This window comes from Faucicola mancuniensis, from assembly GCF_046523945.1.
Taxonomy (GTDB): Bacteria; Pseudomonadota; Gammaproteobacteria; order Pseudomonadales; family Moraxellaceae; genus Faucicola; species Faucicola mancuniensis.
The window spans coordinates 160,998-177,272 of sequence record NZ_CP171363.1; the positions used below are offsets into that span (position 1 = coordinate 160,998).

Annotated in this window: 14 protein-coding genes; 7 read left to right on the forward strand and 7 right to left on the reverse strand. The window is 36.7% G+C overall.

What is annotated here, in order from left to right; all coding sequences use genetic code 11:
- Positions 1 to 72 precede the first annotated feature (72 nt).
- The 6 genes from ACGTJS_RS00795 (at position 73) to ACGTJS_RS00820 (ending at position 7,843) form a co-directional block, all read left to right on the forward strand.
- Positions 73 to 4,437, forward strand: coding sequence for a beta strand repeat-containing protein (locus ACGTJS_RS00795; RefSeq protein WP_410472511.1), 4,365 nt, complete (start codon positions 73 to 75; stop codon positions 4,435 to 4,437).
- A gap of 122 nt (positions 4,438 to 4,559) precedes the next feature.
- The gene (hisC, locus tag ACGTJS_RS00800) at positions 4,560 to 5,660 is read left to right on the forward strand and encodes a histidinol-phosphate transaminase (protein WP_410472512.1); all 1,101 of its coding nucleotides are present in this window, start codon (positions 4,560 to 4,562) and stop codon (positions 5,658 to 5,660) included.
- Positions 5,661 to 5,679: 19 nt separating this feature from the next.
- Positions 5,680 to 5,913, forward strand: a complete 234-nt coding sequence (locus ACGTJS_RS00805) for a hypothetical protein (protein WP_410472513.1) — start codon at positions 5,680 to 5,682, stop codon at positions 5,911 to 5,913.
- A 71-nt stretch (positions 5,914 to 5,984) separates the two neighbouring features.
- Positions 5,985 to 6,182: a helix-turn-helix domain-containing protein gene (locus tag ACGTJS_RS00810; RefSeq protein WP_410472514.1), complete on the forward strand. Its 198-nt coding sequence runs from the start codon at positions 5,985 to 5,987 to the stop codon at positions 6,180 to 6,182.
- Positions 6,183 to 6,319: 137 nt separating this feature from the next.
- Complete coding sequence (locus tag ACGTJS_RS00815; RefSeq protein ID WP_410472515.1) at positions 6,320 to 7,603, forward strand: RNA-guided endonuclease InsQ/TnpB family protein; 1,284 nt, start codon at positions 6,320 to 6,322, stop codon at positions 7,601 to 7,603.
- 42 nt (positions 7,604 to 7,645) lie between these two features.
- Complete coding sequence (locus ACGTJS_RS00820; RefSeq protein ID WP_410472517.1) at positions 7,646 to 7,843, forward strand: hypothetical protein; 198 nt, start codon at positions 7,646 to 7,648, stop codon at positions 7,841 to 7,843.
- Positions 7,844 to 7,886: 43 nt separating this feature from the next.
- Here ACGTJS_RS00820 and ACGTJS_RS00825 read toward each other — a convergent pair whose 3' ends face one another.
- The 7 genes from ACGTJS_RS00825 to ACGTJS_RS00855 form a co-directional block, all read right to left on the reverse strand.
- The gene (locus ACGTJS_RS00825) at positions 7,887 to 8,783 is read right to left on the reverse strand and encodes an IS982 family transposase (protein ID WP_410471537.1); all 897 of its coding nucleotides are present in this window, start codon (positions 8,781 to 8,783) and stop codon (positions 7,887 to 7,889) included.
- Positions 8,784 to 8,985: 202 nt separating this feature from the next.
- Positions 8,986 to 10,440, reverse strand: a complete 1,455-nt coding sequence (locus ACGTJS_RS00830; protein ID WP_410472518.1) for an anthranilate synthase component I family protein — start codon at positions 10,438 to 10,440, stop codon at positions 8,986 to 8,988.
- A gap of 49 nt (positions 10,441 to 10,489) precedes the next feature.
- Positions 10,490 to 11,644: a DEAD/DEAH box helicase gene (locus ACGTJS_RS00835; protein WP_410472520.1), complete on the reverse strand. Its 1,155-nt coding sequence runs from the start codon at positions 11,642 to 11,644 to the stop codon at positions 10,490 to 10,492.
- 140 nt (positions 11,645 to 11,784) lie between these two features.
- On the reverse strand, positions 11,785 to 12,000 hold the full coding sequence (locus ACGTJS_RS00840) for a cold-shock protein (protein WP_315043296.1): 216 nt from the start codon (positions 11,998 to 12,000) through the stop codon (positions 11,785 to 11,787).
- 223 nt (positions 12,001 to 12,223) lie between these two features.
- Entirely contained in the window at positions 12,224 to 12,844 is a 621-nt protein-coding gene (locus tag ACGTJS_RS00845) for a 4'-phosphopantetheinyl transferase family protein (protein ID WP_410472521.1), read from the reverse strand.
- Between the two features lie 117 nt (positions 12,845 to 12,961).
- Positions 12,962 to 13,474, reverse strand: a complete 513-nt coding sequence (gene pal / locus ACGTJS_RS00850; RefSeq protein WP_315043294.1) for a peptidoglycan-associated lipoprotein Pal — start codon at positions 13,472 to 13,474, stop codon at positions 12,962 to 12,964.
- 155 nt (positions 13,475 to 13,629) lie between these two features.
- A complete protein-coding gene (locus tag ACGTJS_RS00855; RefSeq protein WP_410472522.1) occupies positions 13,630 to 14,118 on the reverse strand; it encodes a DUF6231 family protein in 489 nt (162 codons plus the stop codon).
- A gap of 195 nt (positions 14,119 to 14,313) precedes the next feature.
- On the opposite strand from ACGTJS_RS00855, the gene ilvD reads away from it, so the two are divergent.
- Complete coding sequence (gene ilvD / locus ACGTJS_RS00860) at positions 14,314 to 16,215, forward strand: dihydroxy-acid dehydratase (RefSeq protein ID WP_410472523.1); 1,902 nt, start codon at positions 14,314 to 14,316, stop codon at positions 16,213 to 16,215.
- Positions 16,216 to 16,275: the final 60 nt, after the last annotated feature.

Here is a 16,275-nt window from a genome sequence, read left to right on the forward strand (position 1 = left end):
AAAAGTGCTGATGACTATCCATAAACCCATCAGTGATTTTTGATTTTTATCTCCAACAAAAGGAAGACACCCATGACGATGTCAACGATTTTAGCCAATTCTTTTAAAGTAACGGCACTTGCCAGTGCGTTAGCCCTTGCTGGCTGTGGTGGCGGCGGTGCTGATAACCCAAATGATAGCGTAGCTACTGTAAAAGGACCTTGGACTGCACAGCCTACATCTGTAACCAATCCTAGCACCAGCACAGATACTACAACTGCTCAAAAACTTGCAAATGTGAAAAATGTACAAGTTGTTAGCGATAATTCTTCTTTTTATATGAATAATGGTGAAACTATCACCTTAACTGCCTATGCTCTTGATAACAACAACATAGGCGTTTCTGGTGTGCCTGTCAATCTTCAAATCCCCACACCATCACAAACTGGTATATTTAGCAGTACACCGCAAAATTTAACGACAGATGAAACTGGCAAAGCGACTATCACACTTGATGTAAAAAGTCTGTCTACTGAGCAAAAAGATTTTCTAAGAAAGACAGGTTTAAATGTATCTGTTACTGTTGGCGGTGTTACAGCTACAAAAACATTAAAAGGTAGCGATGCAAAACCATCTACCACAACAACTAACAATGTTACTACAAATGATTTGGTATTAATTTCTAGTGCATCAACTATTCCTATGGCTGTCGGCAACAAAGTTAACGTTACTGCAGTTGCTTTGGATAAAGATAATAATGTCATTGCCAATAAAGCTGTTACTTTCAAATTAACTGATAAATCGGCTGATACAGGCTTATTCCCTAATGGCTCGTTAACAGCAATCACCAATGAAAAAGGTGAAGCAACGGTTGAGTTTGAAATTAAATCTCTCACTGAAGCGCAAAAATCTTATTTAGCAACGACTGGTGTATCGCTTACAGCGGAAGTAGATGGCAAAGCTTTTGATGATAAAATAACAATTAAAGGCGTTGATGCTAGCACAGCAACAACCACCGAAAAATTTAATGTTCAGGCTATTAATTTAACTACACCTACGCCTATTTACGACATTAACGTTGGTAATAAAATTACAGTAACTGCTTCTGTATTAAATGATAAAAATACTGGTATTGGCGGTGTTCCTGTTGTCTTTGAAATTGAAGACCCTGCAACAACTGGTGTTTATGCTGTATCAAACACAAGCAATGTTATCACCAATGAAAAAGGCGAGGCAACAATTGAGCTTGAAGTAAAATCTAACGAATTTAAAGACAAATTAATCAAAGGTTTAAAAGTTACTGCAACAGCCCAAAATACAATGGCTAACACACCTGTAAATAAAACAAATTCTGTAACAATCACAGGTAAAGTAGTGGATACCTCAACAAATACAGCTGATGTCGTATCTAAAGTTGAAAGTGCCATCTTATCATCGCCTACCACTGAGTTTGATTTAGCTGTTGGTACAAAAATCACTGTAACAGCTTCTGTTGCTGATGCCAATCGTGGTAGCCTTGCTAATGTTCCTGTCCAATTCACCTTACCTTCATTAGATAGCACAGGTATTGTTAGCCTATCTAACTCAATAGTTAATACCAATGCTCAAGGTCAAGCAACCATTGAGCTTGAAGTTAAATCATTAAACCAAACACAACGTGATAATCTAAAAAATGGTTTAATTATCAATGCCTCTGTTCCAAACAGTTCAGTAAAAACTAATACTTTAAAACTAACACCAAAAACAACTGCAGAAGAAGACACCGTTAGCTCAATCTCAGTAACGGCTGATAGCACTTCTATTTTGATGGCAAAAGGCACAAAAGTAAAAGTAACTGCGATTGCCTTGGATACACACTTTGGTGGCTTAAAAGGTAAAACCCTAAACTTCACAATTCCAAATCCAACCTTGACAGGTGTATTTAACATTACAGGTTCTTCAGTTGTAACTGATGACAAAGGTGAAGCGACTATTGAATTGGAAGTTAAGTCTGATTTAACACAACCCCAAAAAGATGAATTGGCTAAAGGTCTAAAAGTTACTGTAACTGAGCCAAACGCAAAAACATCTGGTGAACTGTCATTGACTGGTGAAAAAGTTAGCCAAGAAATTGTAAATGCAGTTACTTTAACATCTAATGTACAAAGCATTCCTTTAACTGTTGGTAGCCAATTTACGGTTACTGCAACTGTATCAGATGCCAACAATGGTGGTATTGCTAATGCACCTGTAACCTTTACTGTTCCATCATTAGCTGATTATGGCGTAGTAAATCTATCAGGTTCAAGTGTAACCACGAATGCTCAAGGTCTAGCAACTATTACGCTACAAATTCAATCTTTAACTGATGCTCAAAAAGCCAAGCTAGTGCAAGGCTTTACCATTAAAGCTGCTTCAAATGGTAAAAATGCTCCAGAATTGACTTTAAAAGCGACAGACAGCCAAAATATTGAAGCATATAAATTATTTATATCACCTTCAAAAACAACGCTAAGAACTTCATCAGATACAACAACGTTGGGTATTAAAGTTACCGATGTTAAAGGTGGTATCAAGGCTGGCGTACCTGTTAAATTAGAAATCGTTGATGGTTTAGATAAAGGTATAACTTTTGATAAAACTTCAAATCTAGTAACAGATACAAATGGCTACGTAGAAGTGAACGTCATTCAAAATAATGTTGGACTTATCTCAAAATTGGACCATACAGCAAGTATCAAAGTCTTGATTGATGATGGCATTTACAAACCAAGCGAGCAAAGGATAGACCTAAATATTGGTGGTACAACAATTAAAGATGGTTTAGTATCTAAAGCGATTATCACCGATAACGACACTGTAACTGTATCTGGTACAGCAGTAGACGGCAACAATAGCCCTATCATCAATGAATCTATCCAGTTAATGGCAAATGGTAATCCTTTAACTATTGCAAGTGTCAAAACCGACTCACAAGGTAAATTCAGTTTTACCGTGTCAAGCAATCAATTAGGTACATCTACTAATAACGAATACAACCTACAAGCCCGTATCACCAATGGTAGTGTAGAATCACAACCGTATACATTAGGCAATATTACCAAAGTAACAGCCAGTGCTTTAAATCTAACAATTACGCAAAATAGCCAGTCAGTAATTAATAACGAATTGAAAGTAGGTACACCAGCAACCGTTACTGTTGATTTACCTACAACTGTTGCAAATGGCACTATCGTCTATTTGACAACCAATAAAGGCACTATTGATGATAATAAAACTCGTGTCTCTGCAGTTGCTACCAATGGACAAGTTAGTTTTAACAACGTTCAATCTACTTCACCGGGTGAAGCGACTTTGACTGTAGAGTACAATGGTACAAAACAACTTGAAAAAACCATAACCTACATCACGAATGACGTTGCTAAATTATCAACTCAAGTTACCAATTCAACCGTAAGTATCAATGGTGTAACGACTGTTATTGCAACTGTAAGAGATAGCAATGATGCACCTGTCAAAAATGCGTTGGTTGAGTTCTCTACCACTCAAGATTCCTCTGGCGGCAGATTGTCTTCTAGTACCGCATTGACTGATGCTGCTGGTAACGCAACCGTAACTTATTATGCAGGTCAAACATCTACCCCTATCAACGGTGTAACAATCCAATCAACTGTAAAATCGGTCAAATTGGGTAATGAATACCTAGCAGTAAATAACATTCAAACACAACGCACTTCATTTACAGTACAAAGCCTATCGGCTTGGATTGGCTTTGGCTTTGCTGATAGGGTATCATCAAGTGAAAATGCGATTTATTATACCAGAAATGGCTCTATCTTCATTAACAACAGTATCGGTCAACCAGCTGCTAACCAAGAAGTTTCTATCGCTATCTTGCCAAAAACCTATGGCATTGGCTTATGGAAATTTATTCCTAGCGTACCAGCCGTACCAGCAACTACAGATAAGAATGGCAATGTAATATCACCTGCTGTAGCTGAAAAACCTGCTAAATGGATAAGACAAGTCTTTTACCTTGATAATGGTAATGCAAAAGATAAAGATGGTATGTATAATTGTCAATCAGAAGATGTCAATAGCAACACTATCTTAGATGCTGGGGAAGATTACAATGGCGATAATCAGTTAACACCATTAAACCCTATTACCGTCTTGGATGCAAATGGTACAGCCATCTCAAGCACCCAAACTGTAAAAACAGATGCCACTGGTAAATTAGATTTCACTATCCGTTATGGTAAAGAGTATGCTAATTGGATGACAGCTACTGTACGAGTAACCACAAAAGTAGATGGTAGTGAGTTCTCACAAACTCGTGATATTACATTACCTGTACTTGATACAGATGTTACTACTCAAGATAGTAATCATATCCGTCCAAATACGATTAGCCCTTTTGGCACACTAATGAAAGAATCAATGAATAACCATTGTTCATTTATTGAAAATGACAACTAATTTACTATCAACAATAAAAAACCCCTTACTAAATGTAGGGGGTTTTTACTACATGGTAACATCATGATTGCTAATCTACTTCAACTCAAAAAAAATCAACGCAACAATCAAAGGATAAAAAAATGTCAAATTTTGATGCGACCAAACCAGATATTCGCCTATGGGCAGACCTTGTCAAAACCCTTGTGCCTTATGTACCGGGGGAACAGCCCAAACACAACAATCTGTGTAAATTGAACACCAATGAAAACCCATTTCCGCCATCGCCCAAAGTTGCCGAAGCCATTCAAGCCGAAATCGCCAATCAAGCGGATAATTTACGCTTTTATCCTGCACCAGAATCGGATAAATTGCGTGAGGTCATGGCTCAAACTTATAGCGTAAATCCAAACCAAATTTTTGTTGGTAATGGCTCGGACGAAGTGTTGGCACATATTTTTGCTTGTTTTTTTGTGAAAAATTTGCCTGTTTTGACACCTGATATCGGTTACAGTTTTTATCCTGTGTATGCCGATACCTTTGGCGTTGATTTGCAAATGATTGATTTATCTAAAGATTTCAGCATTAATATTGATGATTATCATCAAGACTGTGCAGGCATTATTTTTGCCAATCCCAATGCACCGACTGGCATTTTGTTGGAATTGGACAAGATTGAAAGCTTGTTAAAAAATCATCGCAATGCGGTGGTGGTCGTTGATGAAGCCTACATTGACTTTGCGGAAAATAAAAGCTCTGCGGTCAGTTTGATTGAAAAATATGATAACCTTGTGGTAACGCAAACTTTTTCAAAATCTCGCTCGCTTGCGGGTTTGCGTGTCGGTATGGCATTTGCCAATCCGTCTTTGATTGAAGCGTTAAACCGCTACAAAAACAGTTTTAACAGTTATCCGCTTGATAAATTAGCACAAGTTGGGGCAGTGGCAAGTTTGCAAGATGTGGATTATTTTAACGATTGTTGTCAAAAAGTGATTGCATTACGCCAAAATTTAGTCAATGATTTACAAAATTTGGGTTTTGAGATTTTACCATCGCAAGCGAATTTTATTTTTGCCAAACCGCCTGTAGCGATGGGTGAAACCAAACAAGTTTTTGAAAAATTGCGTGAGCAAGGTGTGATTGTTCGTCATTTTAACAAGCCAAAAATTAGCGATTATCTGCGGATTACCATTGGTACACAAAAGCAAAATCAACGTCTGGTTGAGTGTTTAAGAAGCCTTTAAATCACATTTAGAGTTGAAAATGACAAATGAAATGCTAAACAATGCTTTTTTTCAATTAAATGAAATTCGTCAAAACCAAAATTTACTTGAAAATTATCGTTACCAAATCGGTTCAATTACCAGCAAGCAAAATGATAGACTTATGTTAAATATTGCTTTATATAACGATTTTCAGTTAAGCGATTATCCGATTGCCAAATTTTTGTTTGACCAAGAACTGCTGTGGCGAAAAGATGATACCGCCCCAAGATAATTATCAACCAAGCGATTTTGATGAATGGCGTGAAAATAAACGCCATTATTTTGAAGGGTTCGAGTTAAAAAATGACTGATGATTTAACCAAATATATTGAAGCTCGTAAACAACGTAGCCCAAGTTTCGCCGAAAATTATGATACAGGTTACAAAGAATTTGAGTACAATGCACTTTTAAAACAAGCACGTCTTGAAGCAGGATTAACACAAGACAACATGGCAAAACGACTGGACACCAAAAAAAGTGCGATTTCTCGTATAATTTAACTTCATTTAAATAACAGAAAACCACGGAAAATACTTGTAAAAATTTCCATATTTTGACATGATAAATAATCATTACCAAATCATCAATTATTGAATGAAATACAAAATATCCGAAATTGCAGGACAAATAAACCACCATGTACTTAACCCACACAATCCGCATTAAGATGGCACACAAGCATTACAAAATGCTTGATAACTATGCGTTTTTGTGCAAAAACTTATTCAATGTGGCAACCTATCACAATAGACAAGCAGTTATCACCAATAATAAAACACCAACCGCCTTCAATCTCATCAATCAATTAACCAAAACTAAACAACAAGATTACAAAGCCATTCCTGCCAAAGTTGCACAGCAAGTCATTAAACAGGTTTACCAAAACTTTAGGTCTTTTTGGGCGGTTATTAAAGCCTATCATAAAGATAAATCCAAATTTTTAGGTCGTCCTAAATTACCAAAATATTTAGACAAAACCAAAGGGCGAGCCAATATTATTTTTACCAAACAAGCGATTTCTAAGCGTGATTTACAAAAAGGCATTTTAACCCTTTCAAGCTATTTTGATACGCCCTTGTCTTTTGATTTGGGTAAATTAAAAACTATTGTTACTTATGATAATTTGCAAGAAGTTAGAGTCGTTAAAATTGCTAATGGCTATGACATCAAAATCACTTATAAAACAGATGAACCAATACTCAAACCCAACAATGGGCGATACTTAGCGGTTGATTTAGGTTTAAATAATCTTCTAACAGCTGTAAGCAATACAAACAATACGCCTTTTATTGTTACAGGTAAAACGGTAAAATCTGTTAATCAATTTTTTAATAAAATCAAAGCTAAACTACAAAGCCAAAAAGATAGATTATTTAATATTGCAAAACAAAATAACCAAACCATGCCACAAATTTCTTTTATCAACAAACAATTAAACAGATTATCTTTAAAAAGAAATAATCAGATTAATGATTACTTACACAAAGCAAGCTATTATCTTATCAACCACGCAGTTGCCAATAAGATAACAACAATTGTTATCGGTCATAATCAAGATTGGAAACAAGGGATAAATATTGGTAAAAGAAACAATCAAAGTTTTGTCAGTGTGCCTTTTGCAAGATTGGTACAAATGGTACAGTATAAAGCTAAATTACAAGGCATTGATGTGATTGTTACTGAAGAAAGTTATACAAGTAAATGTAGCTTTCTTGATAACGAGCCAATTCAAAAACACGCCAATTATCAAGGCAAACGCATCAAACGTGGGCTTTTTAAATCAAGCAATAACACACTTATCAATGCTGATGTCAATGGTGCTTACAATATTTTAAGAAAAGTAATTGGGAAGTTTGATTACGACCCAATAGTGGTGTGTAGTACGCCAAAGATGATTAACCCTTTAAAGGCTAATCCTTGAATTTAAATTTCCGTATTTTTCCGTGGAATTTGGAACTATAATATGAACGAAATCAACCAAATACAATATTATTTAAAATGCCAAAATGTAGAAACAGGCGAAGTCATCACTTACCGATTTGGCAATGAAGCCGATTTGATAAGTTTTTCACAACATTTTTTTGAATATAACTTATCAATCATAGACAGCCACATTGTTTTTTATGACGCACCTTTGCTATTTAACCTCAATTCGATATAAAAAATCATTTAACTTATTGAAAAAATATAAACAAATAAGAAACCTACAATAAAGAATACCCCAACAGGACATTTTTTAATGTAGGCTTCTTTGTTTGATGACAATAAGCAATCAACCCTGCCAACAAATTACTCATAAACCCAACATAACTACGATGCCTTGAATGCTCAATTTGACACATATTCTTTAACTCATCAAACACAGTTTCAATCAAAAAACGGCGTTTAAGCAATCGTCTATTTAACCATGAAATATCTTTAGATTTCATATTCTTTTTAACATTCGTGATTAACTCAATATCTAAATGCTCATCAAGCCAATCTGTCAATGATTTATCAATATAACCTTTATCAGCAAAGAGTTTACCAAAAACATGAGATTCACAAAGTCTTTTCACAGGTTGCCTATCATCAACATTGCCTTTGGTTACGGTTAGATTGACCAATTCACCTTTATCATTGATAATGACGTGTAGTTTAAAGCCAAAAAACCACCCCATACTGCTTTTACCTCGCTGTGCTGTTTCTGCAAATACTTTGTTGCGGTTGATACGGTGATTATCACATACGGCTAAACTGGTTGAGTCAATGTAGTTTATGCCTGTGCAGTTGTTTTGCATGAGAGATTGTAGGTAGTCACACATGGGAACTATTGCTTTTTCCATGAGTTCTACCATTCTTGTGTAGCTTGGTAGGTTTGGAAAGGCAGGTTTTAGCCATTGGGTGAGGTAGTTGTAGTAGAAGGCTTTAAATTCTCTGTATTTTATTTGGTGAAATACTACCAATATGGTGATGATTTCTGATAAACTAATACGGCATGGTTTGTTTCGTGTTTTTTTACTGCTTTTGCTCTTTTGGGTTAGCATTTTCTTCTGTTGTTCGTTTGTGTATGTTTTGCAATAGTCGTCTATGTGGCAGTATAGTGCTTCGAGGTTGTCCATGTAAGAAGTCCTTGTTAGGGTTGTTTGTGGTGAATTTACTTTAACATATTGGGCTTCTTTTTTTTAGTTTTTTCTTATGTCGAATTCAGGTTATTTAATCAATTTGACGATGAACCAAAAATCGGTTCAGGCGACATCAACACCGCCCAAGATGGACGTGTACAAGTTGAAAATTGGCTAAAAAAAGATTAATTTAAAAAAATTAACGTTGCAACAGCCCAAGCAAATGATTGACTTTATCAAAACATTCTTGATATTCATCTTGGCAATTGGACGCAACCGTCACACCCCCACCCGCCCACAGGCTCACTTGATAATCTGTGGGAGCAGTTTTTTTGGCTTGTAACGTGCGGATTAACACATTAAACTGCCCCGTCCCATCAAAATTAACAAAGCCCAACGTGCCACAATACGCCCCACGATTATCACTTTCTAGCTCATGAATAATCTCAACCGAGCGTTTTTTTGGCGTACCTGTGATTGAACCAGTGGGCAGACTGCCAAGCAACACCGCCATCGGACTGACCGTGTCTTTAAGCGTAGCGGTAATCGTGCTAACCATATGATGCACATTGCTAAAACTCTCAATCGCAAACAATTTTGGCACTTTGACCGTGCCTGTTTTGGCATATTTTCCCAAATCATTGCGTAACAAATCCACAATCATCACATTTTCGGCAGTATCTTTTTCACTTATTTGTAATTCATTTTTTAATTTTTCATCAATATCTTTATCATGATGGCGTGGACGAGTGCCTTTAATCGGTTTTGTGATTAAATTTATCTCATCATTATGTTTAACAAAAGTAAAAAATAATTCTGGAGAACAACTGACAATTTCATAATTTTCAATGTTCAAATAGCCTGAAAAAGGGGCAATGCTTGCGGTGGTTAATTTTGGTAAAAAATTCAGCAACGGCTCATTTGCCATGCCTTGCCAACATTGGGTTAAATTAATCTGATAACAATCACCCGCGTAAAGATAATCTTGCACTTTGTTAAATACTTTTTCATAATCGGCAAATTGCCATTGCGGTGTCAAAGTTAATTTACTAATTGGTTGATTTTGTTGATAATTTTTTTGATTTTCAGATAACGATTGTAATTGTTGGTAAATCACCATCAACTCGTCATGATTTTTGGCATAACTGATAAGTTGCCAACCGTTATGCTGTTTTTGCAAAAAATAAGGATAATAGGCAAAATAGGCACATGGCGTTTGGGTGTCTATTGGGTGATGAGAAATAGTTTGCAAATCCGCCAAACAAAATGCCGAAAAATCATAACTGACAAAACCAATCAGTCCATTTTGATAATCAACATTAATTGATAAATTTGTTTTTTCCGATGATTTTGACAAGGTTGAATTTGTAGATTGTTGTTGATAAAAATTTTCTAAAATAACAGTTAATTGTTCAACATTCACAGTTTGCGTCTGCTGATGGTTATTTTTATCTTTGATTTTTAAGGTAAAAAGTTGGGGCGTATTGCTAAAAAAAACGCTAAAAGTAGTCGTTGGCAATAATGCAATAAAATTTTGTCCATTATTGTTTAACCAAATGGGATTGGCATTGGGTAGATTTTTATCAGACAAACATTGTAAAACGCTTTCTTTGTCAAAACCATCAAAAAATGGACAAGCAATTTTTATAAACATTTTTATTATTAAAGTATCACAATTGATTTTAGTTGATAAAAGTTTGTTTTTACCATTGTTCCATTTTGATTGGGCTGTCCAAATAGCCTTGAATGGCAGGCAGATTAAAGCCGTCATCTTCGCTGACAAAGCTGATACTCACGCCCTTGTTACCCGCTCGCCCTGTGCGTCCGATACGGTGAACATAGTCGTCTGGGCTGTCTGGCAAGGTAAAATTCACCACACACGCCACATCGTCCACGTGAATCCCACGCCCTGCGACATCGGTCGCCACCAAAATATCGGCTTTGTCATCACGAAACTCTGCCAAGTATTTTTCACGTTTGGCTTGCACCACATCGCCTGAAAGCGTAACGACTTTGTATTGACGGCTTAATTTTTCGTACAAACGTCTGACTTGGTCTTTGCGATTGGCAAAAATAATCACTTTTTGATTTTGATAATCGGCTAAAATTTTTTCTAATGCCAAAAATTTATCGGTTTCTGCCACTGCAAAAAACTTTTGTTCAATATTTTCACTGGTTTTACTTTCAGGCTCAATCTCAACAAAAACAGGCTGATATAACCAACGATACGCCAAATTCATCACATCTTGGTTAAACGTTGCCGAAAATAGCAAGGTTTGGCGATGGGTATTTTCTGGCATCATGCGAATTAGACGTTTGATATCAGGGATAAAACCCATGTCAAGCATACGATCGGCTTCATCAAGCACCAACATTTCCAAACGGTCAAGATACACCAATTTTTGAAAACAAAAGTCAATCAATCGCCCCGGAGTCGCAATGATAATATCCACAAATTTTTGTTTTAAAGGGCGAGCTTGCTGTTCAGCATCTGCACCGCCTAGTAAACATACAGTTTGTAGCTTGGTAAATTGGGTCAATTGCAAACAATCTTGATAAATCTGCTGTGCCAACTCTCGTGTCGGTGCTAAAATCAATGCACGAGTTTCGCCCAAATAACGCTCACCATCTTTGTCTTTTTTTAAAGGGTTGGTTAAAAGTTCATTAATAACTGTTAATAAAAAAGTAGCAGTTTTGCCTGTGCCTGTCTGTGCCTGTCCTATCGCATCTTGACCTGCCAACGTGTGGGGCAAAATTTGCGATTGAATTGGGGTTAAACTTTGATAACCCAACCGATCAATGGCTTTTATCAACGCAGGGTGTAGCGGAAGTTGTGAAAATTTTTGAAACACAGGCAAAACCTTTTAACAAATAATTAAAAACGCATAAAATCAGATTTTTAAAAGCACAAAAAACCAAGTTAGCACCAATAATATTGGTAAAACTTGGTTTAAAATCCGTATTATCTTATTAACAGCTTGGTAAATCAACCAAAAAATTACTCAACTTTGGTAACTTCTTCGGCTTGTAGCCCTTTTTGACCTTCTGTTACGATAAATTCAACTTTTTGATTTTCACGCAATGAGCGATAGCCTTCGCCTTGAATGGCACGAAAATGCACAAAAATATCTTCGCCTGTGCTTTCACGTTGGATAAAACCAAAGCCTTTTGAATCATTAAACCACTTAACCACACCTTGTTCACGAGCTGACATACAAACTTTCCTCAAAATGATAACGACAAGTCATATAGACCATTGAAATTGACCAATTTTTCAATGAAATGTATTTATTATGTAATAAAAGTTACACAAAAATCACAATTATTGCTTAATTAACACTAAACACATCATACCACGCATTTTTTACAAAACAAAGACTTTTTGTAAAAAAATATTTCAAATTTTTATGAAATTTTGGCATATTTTTATTCGTTTTTTAACTTTGCTCAATGATAAAAGCACAATGATAATAAACAACAAACCCATAAATTCGCTGATTTTGGCAAATTTTTTCTATATTCTTTACAAATAATAATCGTTCTAATTCTTGTTTTGATACGTTCTTAAAGACATTTTTGGACAAGCCTTTGGCTAAAGTACTATCATTGGCTTTGATTAGACTTTCTTTGGTTGTCCATAATAACGTTTTTGCTAACGATTTATTGCTTAGGCTATTTAACCAAACCATTTCTTCTTGATGAAAAAAACGCTTGGCAACATTATCAGAAATATTTCTGTCTTCTATATCCACACCAATGGTTGGATAAATGGAGATTAACACCGCAATATGCGTTTTGCTATGGCTAAAGCTGACAAAATACTGGGTTTGCTGATGATGGTAAAAGTACGGAAAACCGCTGGTATTTAAGTTAGATAAAGACAATTGATAATGTTGAAAATATTGGCAAAAATATTGTAATAACTGCCGACACGCCAACGAGCCATGCGATTGCTTTGGCAGACATTGATTTTTATCATAATGACAAATTTTATCAATCAACAAATGACTGTGCTTGTCAATTTGCCAATATTTTGGAAAATCAGTTGTTTTTTCCATGCAAAATTAGTCTACCCTATTTTAAAGCGAAAAAATCCAACTTACCAATGACTTCGGTTAGTATTGGTAAATTGGGTTTATCATACGAACTTGCTAAAATTAAAAAAGTTTTTAAAATTAGTAAGTTAATTCTGCACGGCGGTTTTGTGCATAAGCGTCTTCGGTATTACCTTGAACGGCTGGTTGGTCTTCACCAAAACTGATGGCTTCAGTGCGAGAAGCATCAACGCCTTGTGATGCAAGGTATGCTTGTGCTGATTTTGCACGGCGTTCGCCTAATGCCATATTGTATTCACGGCTACCACGCTCATCAGTATGACCTGAGATTTGTACACGAGCTGATGGATTAGCTTGTAAAAACTGGGCTTGTTGACTTAGTACTGCTTGACCTTCTGCATTGATTTCACTGCTGTCAAACGCAAAATAAACAGTATTAGCTTTTCCAGCCGCACCATTCACAACTGAAGCACTATTATTCACGGCTGCACCGCCACTGTAATAGCCATTTGCACCTGCTACACCCATCGGTGCTACCACGACTTCTGAGCTTTTACGTTTGGCTGAGCAGCCTGTTAATGCCAACGCACCAGCAACCATTGAAACGGTCAAAATATTTTTTACATTACGCATCTTTTTTCCTCAAAATCTGCTAAAAACAAAGGGAAGAATGTTTCACCATTCACTGAACAAAATATTTGCTATAGATTAAGCAATTAGTCAGTTTTTGTAAATAGTTTTCCAATATTTTTTTAATTTTTTTTGGATAAAATGGTATTGTTTTGGTTTTACCAACGAAATTTATCCCATAATTCTGGATTTGCCCAAAATTTACTGTTAAACCAATCTGGCAAATGTTTATAATCAAATAAATTAAACTGATAAATTGAAAAATCTTGCTGATTGATTTTTACAAAATGTTGATTAAATTTACTAAAACCAAATTCTGCTAAATTTACATTTAAATTATTATTCACAAAAACCACTGTATGATTGGCAAATAAATCTCGGCAACGCTGAATGTTTTGCGTACAAACTTCTGTATCTTGTTGATTTAACAGCAATAAAGCAATATCGTAACGTTGGTTATATTTGATTTCGTTAAAAATATTTGATGTATAGAATTGATAATTTAAATTATTAAAATTTTGTTGAATATCGTTAAGATAATCGGCATTATCGGCGATTAATAAAATATTTAAATCAGTTTTTTTGTCAAAAAAAGTTAAAGTTTGTTGAAAAATTTGGCTAATTTCGTTTGGCATAGTTTTTGACATCATTTTTTCCGTAAGTTTTGTTTATGGTTTTATATTTTAACAAACTTTTTATTATAAATCATTAAGCAAATTTGATTGATTTTTTTACTATGCCAAATGGCATTTTAGCGTTACAATATAGGCATTTTTAAAATAAAACTTTTAAAATAAATTTATCATTTTATGATTTTCTAGCCAAAATTTAAGGAAAATTTTATGCCACAATATCGTTCAAAAACATCAACATCAGGTCGTAATATGGCAGGGGCAAGAGCTTTATGGCGTGCCACAGGTATGACCGATGCCGATTTTCAAAAGCCAATCATCGCCATTGCTAACTCATTCACGCAGTTTGTCCCAGGGCACGTTCATCTAAAGGATATGGGGCAATTGGTCGCTCGTGAAATTGAAAAAGCAGGTGGCGTGGCAAAAGAGTTTAACACCATTGCCGTTGATGATGGCATTGCGATGGGGCATAGTGGTATGCTGTATAGCTTGCCAAGCCGTGATTTGATTGCTGACAGCGTGGAATATATGGTTAATGCCCATTGTGCCGATGCGTTGGTGTGCATTTCCAACTGCGACAAAATCACCCCAGGTATGCTAATGGCAGCAATGCGTTTGAACATTCCAACCATTTTTGTCTCTGGTGGACCAATGGAGGCAGGCAAAGTGCTTGCAAGCACACTTGTGGATGGTAGCAACGTTCACGAAACTGTTACCAACGACAAAGGCGAGAAAATCCGTAAACTTGACCTTGTTGATGCGATGATTGACGCTGCCGATGATTTAGTGAGTGATGATGATGTTTCAACCGTTGAAAATTCAGCCTGTCCGACTTGCGGCTCGTGTTCTGGTATGTTTACAGCAAACTCAATGAACTGCTTAACCGAGGCGTTGGGCTTGTCCCTGCCAGGTAATGGGTCGCTACTTGCTACTCACGCCAAGCGTAAGGAGCTGTTTTTGGAGGCAGGTCGCCAAATTGTTGAAATCACCAAACGCTACTATGAACAAGATGACAACAGCGTTTTGCCACGCTCTATCGCCACAAAATCTGCCTTTGAAAATGCGATGAGCCTTGACATTGCAATGGGTGGCTCTACCAATACCATTTTGCATTTATTGGCAGCAGCAAATGAGGCAAAAGTGGATTTTAAAATGGCAGACATTGACCGTTTAAGCCGTCAAGTGCCTTGCTTATCAAAAGTCGCCCCCGCCACGCAAAAATACCATATGGAAGATGTACACCGTGCAGGTGGTGTGATTGGTATTTTAGCTGAGCTTGACCGTGCAGGTTTGTTAAAAACGGACGTGTCAACCGTTCACGCACCGACTTTAAAAGACGCTTTGGCAAAATGGGACGTGATGAACCCTGATAATGTGGACGCTCGCAGTCGTTATGTTGCCGCCCCTGGTGGCGTTCGCACTACGCAAGCCTTTAGCCAAAATAAAGAATATCCAAATCTTGACTTAAACCGTGAAAGTGGCTGTATTCGTAGTAAGGAATTTGCCTATTCGCAAGATGGTGGTTTGGCGGTGCTATTTGGTAACATTGCCGAGCGTGGCTGTGTGGTAAAAACGGCTGGCGTTGATGAAAGCATTTTAAAATTCACGGGGCGTGCAAGGGTGTTTGAGAGCCAAGATGGTGCGGTAGAAGCGATTTTGGCGGATAAAATCGTGGCAGGGGATATTGTCATTATCCGCTACGAAGGACCAAAAGGCGGGCCAGGTATGCAAGAAATGCTCTACCCAACATCTTATTTAAAATCAAAAGGCTTAGGCAAAGAATGTGCGTTACTGACCGATGGGCGTTTTTCTGGTGGTACGTCTGGTTTGTCAATTGGACACGCAAGCCCAGAGGCTGCCGAAGGTGGGGCGATTGGACTGGTGCAAGATGATGATACCATTGAAATTGACATTCCAAATCGTACCATTCATTTGGCAGTGAGTGATGATGAGCTTACCAAACGCCGTGATGAGATGAATGCTCGTGGTAATAAGGCTTGGAAACCTGTGGCTCGTGAGCGTTATGTGTCGCAAGCCTTGCGTGCTTATGCCGCTTTGACAACCAGTGCCGATACAGGTGCGGTGAGAGATGTAAGTCAAGTTGAGAAGTGATTGCTTAAACATTTTGCTCAAATAAAAAGAGAGATTATTATCTCTCTTTTTATACATTAG

Coding starts and splice junctions, on each gene's coding strand:
- ACGTJS_RS00795 (WP_410472511.1), top strand. CDS start 73: ATGACGATGTCAACGATTTTAGCCAATTCTTTTAAAGTAACGGCACTT.
- hisC (WP_410472512.1), top strand. CDS start 4,560: ATGTCAAATTTTGATGCGACCAAACCAGATATTCGCCTATGGGCAGAC.
- ACGTJS_RS00805 (WP_410472513.1), top strand. CDS start 5,680: ATGACAAATGAAATGCTAAACAATGCTTTTTTTCAATTAAATGAAATT.
- ACGTJS_RS00810 (WP_410472514.1), top strand. CDS start 5,985: ATGACTGATGATTTAACCAAATATATTGAAGCTCGTAAACAACGTAGC.
- ACGTJS_RS00815 (WP_410472515.1), top strand. CDS start 6,320: ATGTACTTAACCCACACAATCCGCATTAAGATGGCACACAAGCATTAC.
- ACGTJS_RS00820 (WP_410472517.1), top strand. CDS start 7,646: ATGAACGAAATCAACCAAATACAATATTATTTAAAATGCCAAAATGTA.
- ACGTJS_RS00825 (WP_410471537.1), bottom strand. CDS start 8,783: ATGGACAACCTCGAAGCACTATACTGCCACATAGACGACTATTGCAAA.
- ACGTJS_RS00830 (WP_410472518.1), bottom strand. CDS start 10,440: ATGTTTATAAAAATTGCTTGTCCATTTTTTGATGGTTTTGACAAAGAA.
- ACGTJS_RS00840 (WP_315043296.1), bottom strand. CDS start 12,000: ATGTCAGCTCGTGAACAAGGTGTGGTTAAGTGGTTTAATGATTCAAAA.
- ACGTJS_RS00845 (WP_410472521.1), bottom strand. CDS start 12,844: ATGGAAAAAACAACTGATTTTCCAAAATATTGGCAAATTGACAAGCAC.
- pal (WP_315043294.1), bottom strand. CDS start 13,474: ATGCGTAATGTAAAAAATATTTTGACCGTTTCAATGGTTGCTGGTGCG.
- ACGTJS_RS00855 (WP_410472522.1), bottom strand. CDS start 14,118: ATGTCAAAAACTATGCCAAACGAAATTAGCCAAATTTTTCAACAAACT.
- ilvD (WP_410472523.1), top strand. CDS start 14,314: ATGCCACAATATCGTTCAAAAACATCAACATCAGGTCGTAATATGGCA.